We start from the raw sequence: 16329 nt of genomic DNA on the forward strand, positions 1-16329 counted from the left end.
CACTGGTCGAAGAGCGGCGCGGCGCCGCATCCTTCACCTCCGAAACGGAGGCTGGCACGAAAGCTGCCGGAACCTGAACAGGCCCAGCCGAGGGGCTCATTTCCGGGCCGCGGCTCAAGTGCCTGCAATACTATTGCACAAATTGCCTGTGTGACGAGGCGCTTGATATATTGCTCCGATCTGGCTGACCAGATCAGAGCGATTGCGCTCCAGGGAGGATACGCTGATGGAGAACGCCAAAGCGGCGCACATCAACGAATTGGTCCGCGTCTCGGAAGGGATCGCGTCGAAGCGCGACGCCATCATCACCGCATCCTGGCGCCGGTGCGTGGCCGACCACAAGCTGGATCCGACCGTCCGGCGCGAGGCCTACATTCTGCCGCACGAGCGCCTGTGCCTGCACCGCGACGCGATGGACGAGTTCCTGCGCATGGCCCGCTTCGGGCTGGAGGCGCTGTATCATCAGGTGGCCGGCATGGGCTACGCCCTGCTGCTGACCGACAGCAACGGCGTCACCGTCGATTTCATCGGAGACCGGGCGTCGGACAACGACCTGCGCCGGACCGGCCTCTATCTCGGCGCGGACTGGAACGAGGGCCGGGCCGGCACCTGCGCGGTCGGCACCTGCATCGCCACGGGCGAGGCGTTGACCGTCCACCAGACGGACCATTTCGACGCGACCCACATTCCCCTCACCTGCACGGCGGCCCCGGTGTTCCACAGCGGCGGCGGGCTTGCGGCGGTGCTGGACATCTCCGCGCTCCGTTCGCCGGAGCCCAAGATCAGCCAGTATCTGGCCCTCCAGCTGGTCAAGGCTTACACGCACAAGATCGAAAACGCCAACCTCTACAACAATTTCCGCCGGGAGTGGGTGGTCAAGCTCTCCGCCTCCCAGGAGTTCGCGGAGGTCGATCCGGACTTCGTGATCGCGCTGGATGGCGCCGGGCGGATCATCGGATTCAATCACCGTGCGTGTCGACTGCTGGCCGGCGAGGGGGAGGACCGGGAGCATCTCATCGGGCGGTCCTTCTCCGACCTGTTCGACTGCCAAGTGGATGACCTGGTGCGGTTCGTGCGCTCTCTGCCCACCGACCAGCGCACCCTTCGGCTGCGGCGCAGTGGGACACCCCTGTTCGCGCAGGCGATGCCGCCGCCGGCCATCGCCGTCCCGCGCCCACGCAAAGAAGACGAGGGAAGCCTGCCCAAACCGCTCCAGGCGATGTGCGGCGGCGATCCGGCGCTGAAAGCGGTGCTGACGCGCGCGGCGAAGCTGGTGAACACGCGGATGAGCCTGCTTATCCATGGCGAGACCGGCACCGGTAAGGAACACCTCGCCAAGGCCCTGCACCGGTCGAGCGTGCGCGCGGCCAAGCCCTTCATCGCCGTGAACTGCGCCGCGCTGCCGGAGGCGCTGATCGAAAGCGAGTTGTTCGGCCATGAGCCCGGCTCCTTCACCGGGGCCACGTCGCGGGGCAGGAAGGGGCTGATCCTGGAGGCGGACGGCGGCACGCTGTTCCTGGACGAGATCGGCGACATGCCGCTGTCGTCGCAGACACGCCTGCTGCGCGTCCTGGCGGAGCGGGAGGTCACCCCCATCGGCCGCACCAAGGCGGTGTCGGTGGACGTGCGCGTCATTGCCGCCACCCACCGCGATCTTGTCGAACTGATCAAGGCCGGGACGTTCCGCGACGACCTGTATTTCCGTCTCAACGGCGCGGTGTTCACCGTGCCGCCGTTGCGCCAGCGCGGCGACCTCGACTGGCTGATCGACCGGCTGCTGGCCGAGCGGACGGAGCGGGACGGCGTCGACTACACCATCGCCGCTCCGGCGCTGGCGGCCCTGCGCGCTCACGGCTGGCCCGGCAACGTGCGCGAGCTGGTGAACGCGCTCGACTACGCCTGCGCCGTCTGCACCGACGGGCTGATCGAACTGATGGACATTCCCGACCCCGTGCAGCGCAGCGGCGTGTTCGAGGCGTGGCCGGCCAGCGCTCCGACGCCCGCCCCGGACAGCGCCGACCCCGCCGTCCGCCTGCGCGAGGTGTTGCGCCGCCTGCACTGGAACGTGTCGGCGGCGGCGCGGGACATGGGCGTGGACCGCTCGACCATCCACCGCCAGATGCGCCGTTTCGGCATCGTCCCGCCGCACCGGTTGGATTGAGGCATGCAACACCTGTTGCAGCGCCCCTGCAACAGGTCATGCAACAGGTGAGGCGATCGCAACACCGCCACTCGTCGCGCAAACTGTTGCAGAACAACGATAGTCAGCCGTACGCACATTTGGCACGGCTCTTGCCATACACCCCTTCAAAACATCGAAGCGAAGGGGAGGACGCGTGGCACCGGTCATCGGCATCATTGCCAATCCAGTATCCGCACGCGACATCCGCCGGGTCGTCGCGAACGCGGCAAACCTCCAGATCACGGATCGCGCCAACATCGTCCTGCGGGTGCTGGCCGCGCTGCGCGCCTGCGGGGTCACCGACGTCATGATGATGCCGGAGCATGGCGGCATCGGGCGTCATGTGGCGCGCGGGCTGTCACGGGCGGCGGCGCACGGCGAGGCGCCCTATCCCACCATTCACCCGCTGCCCATGCCGGTCACCGGCACCGTCGCCGACACCCATCGGGCGGCGGACGAGATGCGCCGGACGGGAGTCGCCGCCATTGTCGTGCTGGGCGGCGACGGCACGCACCGCGCCGTGGTGGCGCACTGCGGGGCAGTCCCCGTGGCCGGCATCTCCACCGGCACCAACAACGCCTTTCCCGAACACCGCGAGCCGACCATCACCGGGCTGGCGACCGGCTTGGCCGTGACCGGGCAGGTGCCGGCGGACATCGCCTTCGCGGCGAACAAGCGCATCGACGTGTCGCTCAACGGCCGGGTGGAGGAGATCGCGCTGGTCGATGTCGCTCTGGTGACCGAGCGCTACGTCGGGGCCCGCGCCCTGTGGAAGCCGGACAGCTTCCGCGAGCTGTTCGTCACCTTCGCCGACCCGGAGGTCATCGGCATGTCGGCCATCGCCGGCCTGCTGGAGCCGGTAACGCGGGAGGAGAGCGGCGGACTGATGGTGCGTCTCGGCACGCCGGCGACCGGCATGACGGTGCTGCGCGCGCCCATCGCGCCGGGGCTGATGGCCTCGGTCGGCGTCGCTGATTGGCGCCGCATGCCGGCCGGCGTGCCCTTCGTGCCGGAGGTGAAGGCCGGCTCCATCGCGCTCGACGGCGAGCGGGAAATCGCATTCTCGGCGCAAGACCGCGTCTCCCTGACGCTCCGGGACGACGCCTTCCGCACCGTGAACGTGGGCGGCTGCATGCAGTACGCCGCCCAGAACAGGCTGCTGACCGGCGCCCCGGCGCCGGTCACGGCCGAGCTTTGAAAAAGCCCGTCTTTGAAAAACCTGCCTTTGAAAAATCTGACAAGGGAGAAACGTCAGTGACCAACAATCCTTATCCACTCGACAAAGCGGACCTGCTGCAAGCCTACCGGACCATGCGGACCATCCGTGAGTTCGAGGAGCGTCTGCACATCGACTTCGCCAAGGGCGACATTCCGGGCTTCGTGCACCTCTACGCCGGTGAGGAGGCCTGCGCCACCGGCATCATGATGCACCTGAACGACAACGACCGCATCGCCTCGACCCATCGCGGCCACGGTCATTGCATCGCCAAGGGGGTCGATGTCCACGAGATGATGGCGGAGATCTACGGCCGTTCCACCGGCGCCTGCCGGGGGAAGGGCGGATCGATGCACATCGCTGACCTGTCGAAGGGCATGATGGGCGCCAACGGCATCCTGGGCGCCGGCGCGCCGCTGATCTGCGGGGCGGCGCTGGCCGCCAAGTTCCGGGGCGACGGTGGGGTCGGCATCACCTTCGTCGGCGACGGCGCGTCGAACCAGGGGACTTTCCTGGAGAGCATGAATCTCGCGGCGGTGTGGAACCTGCCGGTCGTCTTCGTGGTGGAGAACAACGGCTACGCCGAGTCCACCGCCATGGAATGGGCGGTCTCCTGCGACAGCTACATCGACCGCGCCACCGGCTTCGGCCTGCCCGGCGTGACGGTGGACGGCACCGATTTCTTCGCGGTGCACGAGGCGGCCGGCGAAATCATCAGGCGCGCCCGCGAAGGCGGCGGCCCGGCGCTGCTGGAATGCAACATGGTCCGCTTCTACGGCCATTTCGAAGGCGACGCCCAGACCTACCGCGCCAAGGGCGAGGTGGAGAACCTGCGCGCCAACCGCGACTGCATCAAGCTGCTCTCCCAGCGCCTGACCGAAACCGGCACCGTCGCCCCCGCCGAGCTGGAGGCCATCGACCGCGAGGTGAACGCGCTGATCGAGGACGCCGTGCGCTGCGCCAAGGCGGCTCCGCTGCCCGTCGCCGCCGACCTGCTGAAAGACGTCTACGTCGCCTACTGAGCGGCCCACGCCAAAAAACGGCATTCACCGGAGGAAACACCATGTCCCGCAAAATCAGCATGAAGGCGGCGATCAACGAGGCGTTGGACCTCGAAATGCGCCGCGACCCGACCGTCATCCTCATGGGCGAGGACATCGTCGGCGGCACCGGCGCGCCCGGCGAGGACGACGCCTGGGGCGGCGTGCTGGGCGTCACCAAGGGCCTGTTCGCCAAGCACGGCGACCGCCTGCTGGACACGCCCCTGTCGGAATCCGCCTACATCGGTGCGGCCATCGGCGCCGCCGCCTGCGGCATGCGCCCGGTTGCGGAGCTGATGTTCATGGACTTCATGGGCGTCTGCTTCGACCAGATCTTCAATCAGGCGGCCAAGTTCCGCTACATGTTCGGGGGCAAGGCGGAAACGCCGGTGGTGATCCGCGGCATGGTCGGCGCGGGCTTCCGCGCGGCGGCCCAGCATTCGCAGATGCTCACCCCGCTGTTCACCCACATCCCGGGGCTGAAGGTCGTCTGCCCGTCGAACGCCTATGACGCCAAGGGCCTGCTGATCCAGTCGATCCGCGACAACGACCCGGTCATCTTCTGCGAGCACAAGAACCTCTACGGCCATGAGACCGAGGTGCCGGCGGAGTCCTACGCCATCCCCTTCGGCGAGGCGAACGTGCTCCGTGACGGCGATCACGTCACCATCGTCAGCTACGGCCTGACCGTCCACCGCGCCATGGAGGCCGCGGACGCGCTCGCCAAGGACAAGGTGGAGGCGGAGGTCATCGACCTGCGCACCCTGTCGCCCATCGACTGGGACACCATCATCGACAGCGTGGAGCGCACCGGCCGGCTGGTCGTGGTGGACGAGGCGCACCCGCGCTGCAACCTCGCCACCGATATTTCGGCCTTCGTGGCGCAGAACGCCTTCGGCGCGCTGAAGTCCGGCATCCAAATGGTGACGCCGCCGCACACGCCGGTGCCCTTCTCGCCCTCGCTGGAGGATCTCTACATCCCCAGCGCCGAGGCCGTCGCCGCCGCCGTCCGCCGCACGATGGCCCCCTCGCCCCGCAGCACCCTCGCCGCCTGATCCCGGAGCCACTTTTTCATGACCACTCTCAACGAGCGCATCAAGCCCATCGTCATGCCCAAGTGGGGCCTGTCCATGTCGGAGGGCAAGGTCACCGGCTGGCTGAAGCAGCCGGGAGCCACCGTCAACCTGGGCGACGACCTGCTGGAGGTCGAGACCGACAAGATCACCAACGTGGTCGAGGCCGGCGAGACCGGCGTGCTGCGCCGGGTGCTGGGCGAGCCCGGCACCGTCTACCCGGTGAAGGCGCTGATCGCCGTGCTGGCCGAACCCGACGTGCCGGACAGCGACATCGATGCCTTCATCGCCGGTTACGCCGTCCCCGCCGCCGACGGCGAGGAGGACGGGGCGGATGCCGGCCCGCGCTACAAGTTCGCCGAGACGGCGGCGGGCACCATCCGCTACGCCAAGCGCGGCGACGGGGCGACGACCGTGCTGCTGGTCCATGGCTTCGGCGGCGACCTCGACAACTGGCTGTTCACCATCGACGCCCTGGCGGAGGGCGCCACGGTCTACGCGCTGGATCTGCCGGGGCACGGCCAGTCCGCCAAGACGCTGCCCGATCCGACGCTGTCCGGCCTGTCGAAAGCGGTGCGGGACTTCATGGACGCGGTGGGCATCAAGGCCGCGCATCTGGTCGGCCATTCCATGGGCGGTGCGGTGTCCATGCGCACGGCGCTCGACGCGCCGGAGCGGGTGGCGTCGCTGTCGCTGATCTGCTCGGCCGGCCTGGGGCGGGAGATCAACCAGGGCTACATCACGGGCTTCATCGACGCGACCTCGCGCCGCGACCTGAAGCCGGTGCTGGAGACCCTGTTCGCCGACGCCGGCCTCGTCAACCGCCAGATGACCGACGACCTGCTGAAGTACAAGCGGCTGGACGGCGTGGACGGTGCGCTTCGGGCCATTGCGTCCTCGATGTTCGGGAACGGGGAACAGACGGCCATTCTCGGTGAGGCGGTCGAGGCCGCGAAGGTGCCGACGCTGGTCGTGTGGGGCGCGGAGGATCGCGTCATCCCCGCCGCCCACGCCACCGCGCTACGCTCCGCCGCGCGGGTCGAGGTGGTCCCGAACGCCGGTCACATGGTGCAGATGGAGGCGGCCGGGAAGGTCAACGCCCTCCTCAAGGACCACGTCACGAAAAACGCCTGACCCTTCCACCCGTCCGGCCGGCTTGCGGCTCTCTCAAGCCGGCCCCTGGAGACGCACCATGCCCAACCTCAAGGACAAGAGCATCATCGTCACCGGTGCCGGCCGCGGGATCGGCGCCACCATAGCCCGCGCGCTCGTGGCCGACGGTGCGCGGCTGATCATTGCCGATCGTACGGAGGAGGATGCGCGGACGGTGGCGGAGTCCATCCGCGCGGAGGGTGGCGACGCCGTCGCGGTCACGGTGGACGTCCGCGACCGCGCCGCCGTCCGCCACATGATCGACACGGCCGTCGCCTCCTTCGGGCGCCTCGACGTCATCTTCAACAACGCGGGCGTCGCCCAGACCAAGCCCTTTCTCGACATCACGGAGGAGGACTGGCGTTTCGTCACCGACGTCAACGCGCTGGGTGTGCTGATCGGCATGCAGGAGGCGATCAAGACCTTCCGCGCGCAAGGCGGGGGTGGAAAGATCATCAACACCGCCTCCATCGCCGGCAAGCAAGGGTACGAACCGCTCGCCCATTACTCGGCCAGCAAGTTCGCGGTGGTTGCCTTGACCCAGGCGGCGGCGCGCGCCTTCGGCAAGGAGAAGATCACCGCCAACGCGATCTGCCCCGGCGTCGTCGCGACGGAGATGTGGAAGATCATCGACAAGGGATTCCGCGACACTGGCCTGACGACGGCCGAGGACGAGGCGTTCAACCATTTCGCGGCCGGGGCCGTGCTGGGCCGTCCTTCGACGGCGGAGGATCTGGTGGGGGTGGCCCGCTTCCTCGCCTCGTCCAATTCCGACTTCATGACCGGCCAATCCCTGCTGGTCGACGGCGGAATGGTCTTCATCTGACCGCAACCCGGCGATTTCGAGCCGACGCGCACCGTTCAACGGCAAAATTGGCAACGACACAATTGGAGGAAACGAACATGATCGTCTCGCGCGGGTTCGAAGAACTGGTCCACAACAAGGACCGGAACGTGGAGATCATCGTGCAGCCGGCGGCCCCGGCCGTCGCGGCGGAGTAACGGCCATGCCCGCGTCACCCACTGCGCTTGTTCATCAGGCCGAGAAACCGGCTTGGCTTCGGGCCCGCGCGCCGTCGACCGGTGCCAATGAGGACACCCGCGCCCTCGTCCGCCGACATGCCCTGCACACGGTCTGCGAGGAGGCCGCCTGTCCCAACATCGGCGAATGCTGGAGCAAGCGGCACGCGACGGTGATGATCCTGGGCAGCGTATGCACGCGGGCCTGCGCCTTCTGCAACGTGGCGACCGGACGGCCCGACGCGCTCGATCCGCAAGAACCGGACCGGCTGGCCGAGGCGGTTCTGGAACTCGGCCTGCGCCATGTGGTCATCACCTCGGTGGACCGCGACGACCTGCCGGACGGCGGTGCCCGGCAGTTCGTGCGTTGCATTGAACGGGTCCGCGCCGTCTCGCCCGCAACGACGATCGAGATCCTGACTCCCGACTTCCGCAACAAGACGGGAGCCATCGAGACCGTCGCCGATGCCCGGCCGGACGTCTTCAACCACAACCTGGAAACCGTGCCGCGCCTGTACGCGACGGTGCGGCCGGGGGCGCGCTACTATCACTCGTTGCGCCTTCTCGATCAGGCCAAGAACCGGCACCCGGAGATCTTCACCAAATCCGGCATCATGCTGGGCCTTGGCGAGGAGCGCGCCGAGGTGCTTCAGGTCATGGACGATCTGCGGGTGGCGGGCGTCGATTTCCTGACCATCGGCCAGTATCTGCGGCCCACGCCGCGCCACCACCCGGTGGTGCGCTACGCCCCGCCGGGGGAGTTCGCCGAATACGAACGAGCAGCACGGGCCAAGGGTTTCCGGTTGGTTTCGGCAAGCCCGCTGACCCGCTCCTCCTACCACGCCGAACAGGACTTCGCGGCTTTGGTGCGAAGCGCAGGGCAGCCGTTTCCAACAGGGCGGTGATGACCACGGGATCGCTGCGCAGGGTATCGCCGTCGTCGGCATCGGCGTACCCGACAGCGATCAGAAGGACGCGGGTCCTCTATGCAGCGGGCCAGACGCTCGCACAGGCCGAGGCGCTGATATGATCTGTGTTGGTACGGTTCGTCGAGGGCAGGGCCCAACGCCGACCCCGTTGCTCACTTGCCGCCGGTGACATCGAGGAACGTGCCGGTGATGAAGGAGGCCTCGGCGCTCGCCAGCCATAGGATCGCCCGCGCGACCTCCTCGGGCTGACCGCCTCGTCCCATGGGGATCGAGTCCTTGACTCGATCCACCCGTCCCGGCTCTCCACCGCTCGCATGCATGTCCGTGTAGATATGCCCGGGGCGGATGCAGTTGACGCGGATGCCGTCCCGCGCGACCTCCTTGGCGAAGCCGATCGTGAAGGTTTCAAGGGCCCCCTTCGAGGCGGCGTAGTCGACATATTCATTCGGACTGCCGAGCCGGGCCGATGCCGATGAGATGTTGATCACCACGCCGCCCCGCCCGTTGTGGCGATACGACATGCGCTTCGCTGCCTGCTGCGCGCAGAGGATCGGGCCGATCGCGTTGACCGCGAAGATGCGCTGCATCCGCTCGAAGTCGAGATCCTCGGTCCGGGACTGCCGCGCAAGCACCGCGGCGTTGTTGACCAGGACGTCGATCCGGCCGAACTCCCGGTCGATCGCGGCGAACAACTGGGTGACCTGCGCCGGGTCCGCGCTGTCGGCGCGCACGGGCAAAGCCCGGCGCCCCAGAGCTTCCACATCCGCCGCCACCGCACGGGCCGCGGACTCGTTGGCGACGAAGCTGATTGCGACATCGTAGCCCTGGGCGGCGGCAAGCCGTGCGGTCGCCGCGCCCATGCCACGCCCGCCACCCGTTATCAAAATCAGCGGCGCCTGAGGGATGGTGTTCATTGGAAGAGCCTTCATGCGGTGGCGGGAAGCAACGGAATGCCGGCGGCTCATTGCCGGCCTTGGCCAATCCACCTCAACTCCGGTGCCGGGAGACGCCGGCCTGCCCGTACGGTCCCGCGGTGGAGTTGCTCAGATGGGGCCTCAGCGTCAGGACAAGCGGAACGATCAGGGCGGCGGTCGCCGCCGAGGCCAGCACACCAATCGTCTGGGTGCTGTGATCGGCAATCGCGCCGTAGAGGATCGGTGCAACGCCTCCGGAACCGATCACACTCGTGTAAAAAACCGCGAAAGCCCGGCCCGTATCGCCGTCGGAAAGCTCCGGCACGGTGCCGTAGAGCACCGAAGAGGTGCCGTTGAGCACGATGCCGAGCAGCGGCAGCAGGATGAGCGTTGGCGTCAACGGCGTGAACAGCGTCGCCGTGATCAGCAAGGCCGTTGCGGCTTCGGTCAGCATGACGCTGCCGACGACCCCCAGCCGCTCCCCGAGCCGGCTGCACGTCGCCTTTCCGAACGCACCGCCGATGAACAGCAGGGCGAGCGCGATTCCGACCGTCGCCGAGTCTCCACCCTGTCCATGGATGAGGAAGGGCAGAAACAGCAGATAGCCCATGCGGGTCGCCGTATCGAGCGCGCCGATCGCCGTCAGAATGCCGAAGCCGCCGCGGCCCTGGCCGGAAGCCGCCCCCGTCTTGGCGGTCCTGGTGAGGGGGACCGCCGGCACCAGCGGCACCAGGACGACCGACAGGGCGATTCCAAGCACCGCCATCAGCCCCAGCACCGGCTGCCAGCCGAGAGTCGGCAGCAGCACCGCGACGAGTGCCGGCAGCGCGGCTTTTCCAAGATCGCCCGAAAAGTTGTAGATGCCGAGCGGGTGTCGCGATGCCGTGCCGTAACTCACGGTGACGAGCATGGACCCACATGGGTGCTGGATGCTCGATCCGACGCCGGCCACCACGAGGCCGATGCAAAGACCCGCAAAGCCGAACGGCGACGCCATGATCAGCAAGCCCGTCAATGCGAGGACGGTCGACAGGATCAACGCCGCTCGCGGCGACAAGCTGCGGAGCACTCGGTCGGCCGGGATTTGCAGGCCTCCCATCGTCCCGGAATAGAGCGCGCGGACGACGGCAAGCGCTGCATAGGAAAGGCCGAACTGCGCCTGCCATACCGGCAGGAAAACATAGAGAGCGTCGGTGTACCCGTCGTGCAGCGCGTGGGCGAGGCATGCCCCCGCCAGGCTTCTCTTTTGTTGATTACTGCAATGTCTCGATTTCATCGTTGATGGATTTCTCGCAAATGCAACGGGCATTGCTCAGCTGGGCTCATCTCAACAGCATGGTATACGTGTGAGATTTCATCGACTAGTATGCTTTGCATCACGAGTAACGTTCGTTTTTCTCACGGATCGCACATGCGCCGCCTTCCCCCCTTGAACGCCTTGCGCATTTTCGAGGTTGCGGCTCGGACCGGCAGCTATGCCGAAGCCGGGGCCGAACTCGGCCTCACCCATGGCGCGGTAAGCCGCCAGATCGCTGCGCTCGAAAGCTGGCTCGGGCAGAGGCTCTTCATGAAGGACGGACGCCGCATGGTCGCGACGCCGATGGCGAGAATTTTCGCCGCCGAGGTCGGTCTTTCCTTCGATCGTCTGGCCGTCGCGGCGGAAGCGTGTGGCCGGCCCGACGCGCGCCGCATCTTGCGTGTCAGCGCCCCGACCAGCTTCGCGATGCGCTGGCTGATCCCGCGCCTCAACCGGTACCACGCCGATCATCCGCAGGTCGAAGTCGCGGTTACCACGGTTTCGACCGTGCTTGAGGAATTGCGCGGTGGGGTCGACGTGGCGATCCGGCGCGGCGTAGCCCGGGACGACGTGTGGCCTCACCATCGCGTCGTCCCGGTGCTGGATGATGTGGATACGCTGATCATGAGCCCGGCGCTGTTCGCGCGACGGCCGATCCGGAAGCCCGCCGACATCGAGGGACATACGCTGCTTGCAAGCGAAACCCGCGCCGGTGATTGGGCGAACTGGCTGGAGGCGGCAGGGCTCGAACACCTTGCCGGGCATCCCCGCCAGATATTTGATCACTTTTTCGTGACCCGTCAGGCGGTGGAAGATGGGCTTGGCATTGGGATCGGCCCGTTGCCAATGCTCGGGATCGACGTTGCCAACGGAAGGCTGATGACGCCGCTGCCGGAGATCCGGGTGCCGAGGACGGGGTATGTCGCGCTTATTCCACGTCAGGCCGCTGCCGGAAAGCTGGTTGCCGGCTTCGTCGACTGGCTTGCCGGAGAAGCGCGGGGATCACGATGACGAACCGGGCTGAACCCCGGTCCTCTCGGCCATGGTGGGCGCAGGTGGTGTCCGACAAATCTAGCGGCGCCCGAACAGCCGCTCAATGTCGGACAGCTTCAGCTCCACATAGGTCGGGCGGCCGTGGTTGCATTGGCCGCTGTGGGGGGTGGCCTCCATCTGGCGGAGCAGGGCGTTCATCTCCTCGACGCTGAGCGACCGTCCGGCGCGGACGGAGCCGTGACAGGCCATGGTGCCGCACACATGCTCCAGCCGTTCCTTCAACGACAGCGCATCGCCCAACTCCGCCAACTCTTCGGCGAGGTCGCGGACGAGGCCCTTCACGTCGCTCTGGCCCAGCAGCGCGGGCACTTCGCGCACCAGGACGCAGCCGGGGCCGAAACCCTCAACCGCCAGGCCCAGCTCGGCCAGTTCCGCGGCGCGGCCCAGCAGACGGTTGGCGGACGGTTCGTCCAACTCCACCAGTTCCGGGATCAGAAGGGCCTGCCGCTTAACGCCGCCCTCCAACAGGGCGGTTTTCATCCTTTCATAGACCAGCCGCTCATGGGCGGCGTGCTGGTCGACGATGACGATGCCCTCGCTGGTCTGGGCGACGATGTAGGTGTTGTGGACCTGGGCGCGGGCCGCGCCCAGCGGGTGGCTGTCCAGCGGCGGAGCAGTGGCGGCGGCCTGGGCCGAGTAGTCCGGCGGGCGCGCGGCGGGCGCGGCCTGCCAGCCGGCGAGGCGGCCCTGCAAGGGAGGGAGCGGCGCCTGATGGGGCGCCTGGAAGGCGGTCGCCCGGTCGGCCAGCCCGCGCGGAACGACGGAGCCGTAGCTGCCGCCCCAGGACTGCGCCGGCTGGTGCCCCGGGCTGCGGTAGGGCAGGGGGGAGGGCGATGGAATGGCTCCGTCCGCGTCCATCTCGCTGCTCTCCGGGCGCAGCGCACCCAGAGTCGCCAGCCCCACGGTGGTCGAGGCGCGATGCCCGGCCTCGGCCAGCGCGTGTTTGAGCGCGCCAACGATCAGCCCGCGCACCAAGCCCTGGTCGCGGAACCGCACCTCCGCCTTGGCGGGATGGACGTTCACGTCCACCTCCTGCGGGTCGAGGTCGAGGAACAACGCCAGCATGGGGTGGCGGTCGCGCGGCAGGAAATCGGCGTAGGCCGCCCGCACCGCGCCAACCATCAGCTTGTCCCGCACCGGGCGGCCGTTGACGAACAGATGCTGGTGGCGGGCCGTCGGGCGGTGCAGGGTGGGCAGGCCGATCCAGCCGGCGAGCGTCACCCCCTCGCGCGCCGCCTGCACGGGCACGGCGTTGTCCTGGAAATCGCGGCCCATCAGGGCGCCCAGCCGGGTCAGCCGGGCGTCGAGCAGGTCGCCCTGCGCCGCCGACAGGCGCAGCGGGGAGCGGTTGTCGCCGTCCAGCGTGAAGGCCACGCCGGGATGGGCCATGGCCAGCCGTTCGATGCAGTCGCCGATGTGGTCGAACTCGGTCCGGGAGGCCTTCAGGAACTTCAGGCGGGCGGGCACGGCGGCGAACAGGTCGCGCACCTCGACGCGGGTGCCCTGGGCCAGCGCGGCGGGCTGCGGCGCGCCCTTCAGGCCGGCGTCCACGGTCAGCGCCCAGGCGCTGTCGGCGCCGCGCGGGCGGCTGGTCAGGGTCAGGCGGCTGACCGCACCGATGGAGGGCAGCGCCTCCCCGCGGAAGCCCAAGGAGCGGATGTCGAGCAGGTCGTCGGACGGCAGCTTGGAGGTGGCGTGCCGCTCCACGGCGAGCGCCAGATCGTCCGGTCCCATGCCGCAGCCGTCGTCGGTGATGGTGATGAGCGACTTGCCGCCATCACGCACCACCACGTCGATGCGGGTGGCCCCGGCGTCGATGGCGTTCTCCACCAGTTCCTTGACGGCGGCGGCGGGCCGCTCGATCACCTCGCCGGCGGCGATGCGGTTGACGAGCGTGTCGGGCAACATGCGGATCGGCATCCGCCAAATATAGTAGGCTCACGCCAGGAATACCACCATGAGCGGGGGCGTGCGCGGCGAACCGGCGCGGCGGGCCTCAGGCCCCGGCGAACAGCCCTTTCAGCCCTTTCAGCAGGTTCGTGGCCATGTCGGTGGCGACGTCGTCCATGCCGACCGAGCGGACGGAGGCGAGGACCCGGGCGTTCGATTCCCCATCTCGGTCGGTCACCGCCCACAGGCTGGCACCCTGGTCCGGCCGGGTGTCGGTGAGGCGTCCCAGCGTTCCCTCCTTGATGGCGCCGAGCAGCGGGCCGCTGTGGTCGCTCCCGTCCTTCAGCGCGATCATGCGCAGCGGATCGTCCGTCTTGGCGAACCGGCCGGCGAGGCCGAGCCGGTCGAAGACGACCTGCATCTCCTTGCCGCTGTTGGGGATGCCGACGCCGATCACGCCGGACTCGGCGTCGGCGTCCTCCGCGAACGGGTCCTTCACCCCGGCGGCGCGCAGCGCGTCCGGCATCTCGGGTTTGCGGAGGCCGTTCTTCGCCGCCAGCTTGTCCAGCAGGCCATGCGCAGCGCCACCCAGGAAAATGGGCTGGTCCTCGGGCAGGTTGAGCGTCTGGCGCAGCATGCCCATCGCCTCTCGCATGTAGTCGGCCTGCTTGAGGTCGTAGTCGCGGCGGGCGAGCATGGTTTCCATGCGCGCCGCCACCGGGTCCTTCGCCGCCGCCTCGTCGGCCTTTGGCACCGTGAAGGAGATGACCCCGGCCTTCATGGCCCGGACCGCGTCGGGAGACAGGCTGACCATATCCACCGCGCCGTTGCGGCCGATCGTTGGCGCGGCGGTTCCCGACGTGGCAGCATCGGGTCCTTTTGCCGGAGCCGGCTTGGCGTTGGCGCCGAAAGCGGCGGGCGTGCTGCTGGTGACGTCGGTGATGGACATGCGCGCTTCCCCCGCTTTTCGATGGTGCGGCCTTCGGGATGCATCCCGAGGTGGTGAGCGATGATGCCGGGGGCGGGGTCGGTTGTCCATGCGGCGGAAGCGTCCGGTCGGATGGCGCGTGTCGGCGTCCGCTTCTTTTCTTGGGGCAATAAACTGGAGGACGAATCGTCGTCGTGGTCCGTGAAAATATAAGCCATCAAGCATTCTTGGTCTCTTTCTCCTTTTTTCTAGGAAATTATAATAATACAAATGCGTGCGTATTGATGAGATGTTTGAATGTTCATTTGATCTGAGGAAATGTGCTGCTCCGTCCGATTTTTTGTGGGAGCAGCACATGTCCGATACCCCCATCACCTACGCCGCGCCAGTCGATATTCCGGTGGTCCGCCAGCCCTTCAACCTGCCGGGCTACAGCAACTCCCTCAACGTCACCATCGGCACGCCGAGTGGCCTGCTGCATGAGGTGCAGGTCGACACCGGTTCGACCGGCATCGTCATCCCCGCAACTTTGCTGATGATCGACGGCGCCACGTCGAAGGGGCTGGCCGCGGGCGTTGTGTCGCTCGGGCCGGCGCAGATCACCTATCACCCGTCGGGCAACACGCTGGCCGGCTGCCTCTATCTCGTGCCCAGCCTGGCGCTCGGCGCGTCGCTGGACGACTCGAAGCAGGTCGTTTCCGTCTGCGAGGCCGGGCCGCTGGTGGTCTTCGGCGCGCAATACGCCGGCAACACCGGCACGCCCGGCGTCCAGAGTCCGGTCGATCCGGGCATGGGCATGATGGGCGTCGGCTTCGGCCGCCCGGCGCTGGGCTACACCGCGAACGCCGGTCAATCCGATCAGGTGGTCTATACGCTGAGCAACCCGTTCCTCTCGGCGTCGGCGAACGGCCAGCCGCTCTACCCGTCCTATCTGCTGTCCTCGGCGGGGAGCGGGGCGAGCGGCTGCATAGCGCTGGGCGTCACGACCACCCAGTTCACGGCCGCCCCCTTCAACGGGCAGACCGTCGCGCTGACTTCGGCCAAGCCGCCGGTCACGCCGAACGTCACCAACGACTGCAACTGCGCCCCGGCATCGGGAACCTCCTGGCCGGCGGCGCCGGCCCAGCCCTATTGGCTGACCGCTCCGGCGACCATCACCGTCAGCACGATCAACGACGCGCTGCCGCTGAGCGCCACGCTGCTGCTCGACAGCGGGGTCACCGGCGCGATGATGAGCGTTCCGCAGGTGAAGAACTGGGTGGCCAATCTCGGCGGAGCGGAAATCACCATCGCCGTGCCGAACGGGTCCAGCCCCGACGCGGAGCCTGTGATGACCTACAGCTTCTCCATGTCCAGCGCGGCCCCGGTCAAGGACATCTTCGCCATAAACACCGCGCTGTCCACCGCGGCGGCCCCGGCGTCGCTGGAACCGGTCGTGCCGGACGCCGACATCGCCTTCGTCAACACGGGCATCAACCTGCTGCTGGCCTACAATTACTTCTTCGACGCGCAACTGGGCCAGCTCGGCTTCGCCACCGCCGCGCCGGTCACGCTGCCGTAAGCGGCGGCCGTTCTTGCGTATGGACCGCCCCGCCGTCCCGTACCGCCATGGCGGGGCGGGGAAGGCGGGGGCGC

General features: G+C 67.9%; 13 protein-coding genes. 9 read left to right on the plus strand and 4 right to left on the minus strand.

Going from position 1 to position 16329, the window contains the following annotated elements; all coding sequences use genetic code 11:
* Positions 1-226 precede the first annotated feature (226 nt).
* From ACWPXE_RS18445 to lipA, 7 genes are all read left to right on the plus strand, one after another.
* Positions 227-2161, plus strand: coding sequence for a sigma-54-dependent Fis family transcriptional regulator (locus ACWPXE_RS18445; RefSeq protein ID WP_454018942.1), 1935 nt, complete (start codon positions 227-229; stop codon positions 2159-2161).
* Positions 2162-2336: 175 nt separating this feature from the next.
* Positions 2337-3380, plus strand: a complete 1044-nt coding sequence (locus ACWPXE_RS18450) for an ATP-NAD kinase family protein (RefSeq protein ID WP_454018943.1) — start codon at positions 2337-2339, stop codon at positions 3378-3380.
* A 56-nt stretch (positions 3381-3436) separates the two neighbouring features.
* Positions 3437-4420 carry a thiamine pyrophosphate-dependent dehydrogenase E1 component subunit alpha gene (locus tag ACWPXE_RS18455; RefSeq protein ID WP_454018944.1) on the plus strand — a complete coding sequence of 328 codons (984 nt, stop codon included), beginning with the start codon at positions 3437-3439 and terminating at the stop codon, positions 4418-4420.
* 41 nt (positions 4421-4461) lie between these two features.
* Positions 4462-5493, plus strand: coding sequence for an alpha-ketoacid dehydrogenase subunit beta (locus tag ACWPXE_RS18460; RefSeq protein ID WP_454018945.1), 1032 nt, complete (start codon positions 4462-4464; stop codon positions 5491-5493).
* Positions 5494-5511: 18 nt separating this feature from the next.
* On the plus strand, positions 5512-6645 hold the full coding sequence (locus tag ACWPXE_RS18465; RefSeq protein WP_454018946.1) for an acetoin dehydrogenase dihydrolipoyllysine-residue acetyltransferase subunit: 1134 nt from the start codon (positions 5512-5514) through the stop codon (positions 6643-6645).
* A gap of 58 nt (positions 6646-6703) precedes the next feature.
* Positions 6704-7489, plus strand: coding sequence for an SDR family NAD(P)-dependent oxidoreductase (locus tag ACWPXE_RS18470; RefSeq protein ID WP_454018947.1), 786 nt, complete (start codon positions 6704-6706; stop codon positions 7487-7489).
* Positions 7490-7670: 181 nt separating this feature from the next.
* The gene (gene lipA, locus ACWPXE_RS18475) at positions 7671-8588 is read left to right on the plus strand and encodes a lipoyl synthase (protein ID WP_454018948.1); all 918 of its coding nucleotides are present in this window, start codon (positions 7671-7673) and stop codon (positions 8586-8588) included.
* Between the two features lie 176 nt (positions 8589-8764).
* Here lipA and ACWPXE_RS18480 read toward each other — a convergent pair whose 3' ends face one another.
* Both ACWPXE_RS18480 and ACWPXE_RS18485 read right to left on the minus strand, forming a co-directional pair.
* Positions 8765-9526, minus strand: a complete 762-nt coding sequence (locus tag ACWPXE_RS18480) for an SDR family oxidoreductase (protein WP_454018949.1) — start codon at positions 9524-9526, stop codon at positions 8765-8767.
* A gap of 73 nt (positions 9527-9599) precedes the next feature.
* Positions 9600-10802 (minus strand): MFS transporter, encoded by a 1203-nt coding sequence (locus ACWPXE_RS18485; protein ID WP_454018950.1) that lies wholly within the window; start codon positions 10800-10802, stop codon positions 9600-9602.
* A gap of 135 nt (positions 10803-10937) precedes the next feature.
* On the opposite strand from ACWPXE_RS18485, the gene ACWPXE_RS18490 reads away from it, so the two are divergent.
* A complete protein-coding gene (locus tag ACWPXE_RS18490; RefSeq protein ID WP_454018951.1) occupies positions 10938-11834 on the plus strand; it encodes a LysR substrate-binding domain-containing protein in 897 nt (298 codons plus the stop codon).
* A gap of 60 nt (positions 11835-11894) precedes the next feature.
* On the opposite strand, the gene mutL is transcribed toward ACWPXE_RS18490, so the two are convergent.
* A complete protein-coding gene (gene mutL, locus ACWPXE_RS18495; RefSeq protein ID WP_454018952.1) occupies positions 11895-13796 on the minus strand; it encodes a DNA mismatch repair endonuclease MutL in 1902 nt (633 codons plus the stop codon).
* A 76-nt stretch (positions 13797-13872) separates the two neighbouring features.
* Positions 13873-14715, minus strand: a complete 843-nt coding sequence (locus ACWPXE_RS18500) for a hypothetical protein (protein ID WP_454018953.1) — start codon at positions 14713-14715, stop codon at positions 13873-13875.
* 334 nt (positions 14716-15049) lie between these two features.
* Here ACWPXE_RS18500 and ACWPXE_RS18505 point away from each other — a divergent pair, with 334 nt between their 5' ends.
* Positions 15050-16255 (plus strand): hypothetical protein, encoded by a 1206-nt coding sequence (locus ACWPXE_RS18505; protein ID WP_454018954.1) that lies wholly within the window; start codon positions 15050-15052, stop codon positions 16253-16255.
* Positions 16256-16329 lie beyond the last annotated feature (74 nt).

It is taken from the genome of Azospirillum sp. Marseille-Q6669 (assembly GCF_965111635.1).

What these genes read in the sequence shown, in the direction of transcription:
- ACWPXE_RS18480 (WP_454018949.1), bottom strand. Translation starts at nt 9,526, where the DNA reads ATGAACACCATCCCTCAGGCGCCGCTGATTTTGATAACGGGTGGCGGG.
- lipA (WP_454018948.1), top strand. Translation starts at nt 7,671, where the DNA reads ATGCCCGCGTCACCCACTGCGCTTGTTCATCAGGCCGAGAAACCGGCT.
- ACWPXE_RS18445 (WP_454018942.1), top strand. Translation starts at nt 227, where the DNA reads ATGGAGAACGCCAAAGCGGCGCACATCAACGAATTGGTCCGCGTCTCG.
- mutL (WP_454018952.1), bottom strand. Translation starts at nt 13,796, where the DNA reads ATGCCGATCCGCATGTTGCCCGACACGCTCGTCAACCGCATCGCCGCC.
- ACWPXE_RS18485 (WP_454018950.1), bottom strand. Translation starts at nt 10,802, where the DNA reads ATGAAATCGAGACATTGCAGTAATCAACAAAAGAGAAGCCTGGCGGGG.
- ACWPXE_RS18465 (WP_454018946.1), top strand. Translation starts at nt 5,512, where the DNA reads ATGACCACTCTCAACGAGCGCATCAAGCCCATCGTCATGCCCAAGTGG.
- ACWPXE_RS18470 (WP_454018947.1), top strand. Translation starts at nt 6,704, where the DNA reads ATGCCCAACCTCAAGGACAAGAGCATCATCGTCACCGGTGCCGGCCGC.
- ACWPXE_RS18505 (WP_454018954.1), top strand. Translation starts at nt 15,050, where the DNA reads ATGTCCGATACCCCCATCACCTACGCCGCGCCAGTCGATATTCCGGTG.
- ACWPXE_RS18500 (WP_454018953.1), bottom strand. Translation starts at nt 14,715, where the DNA reads ATGTCCATCACCGACGTCACCAGCAGCACGCCCGCCGCTTTCGGCGCC.
- ACWPXE_RS18490 (WP_454018951.1), top strand. Translation starts at nt 10,938, where the DNA reads ATGCGCCGCCTTCCCCCCTTGAACGCCTTGCGCATTTTCGAGGTTGCG.
- ACWPXE_RS18460 (WP_454018945.1), top strand. Translation starts at nt 4,462, where the DNA reads ATGTCCCGCAAAATCAGCATGAAGGCGGCGATCAACGAGGCGTTGGAC.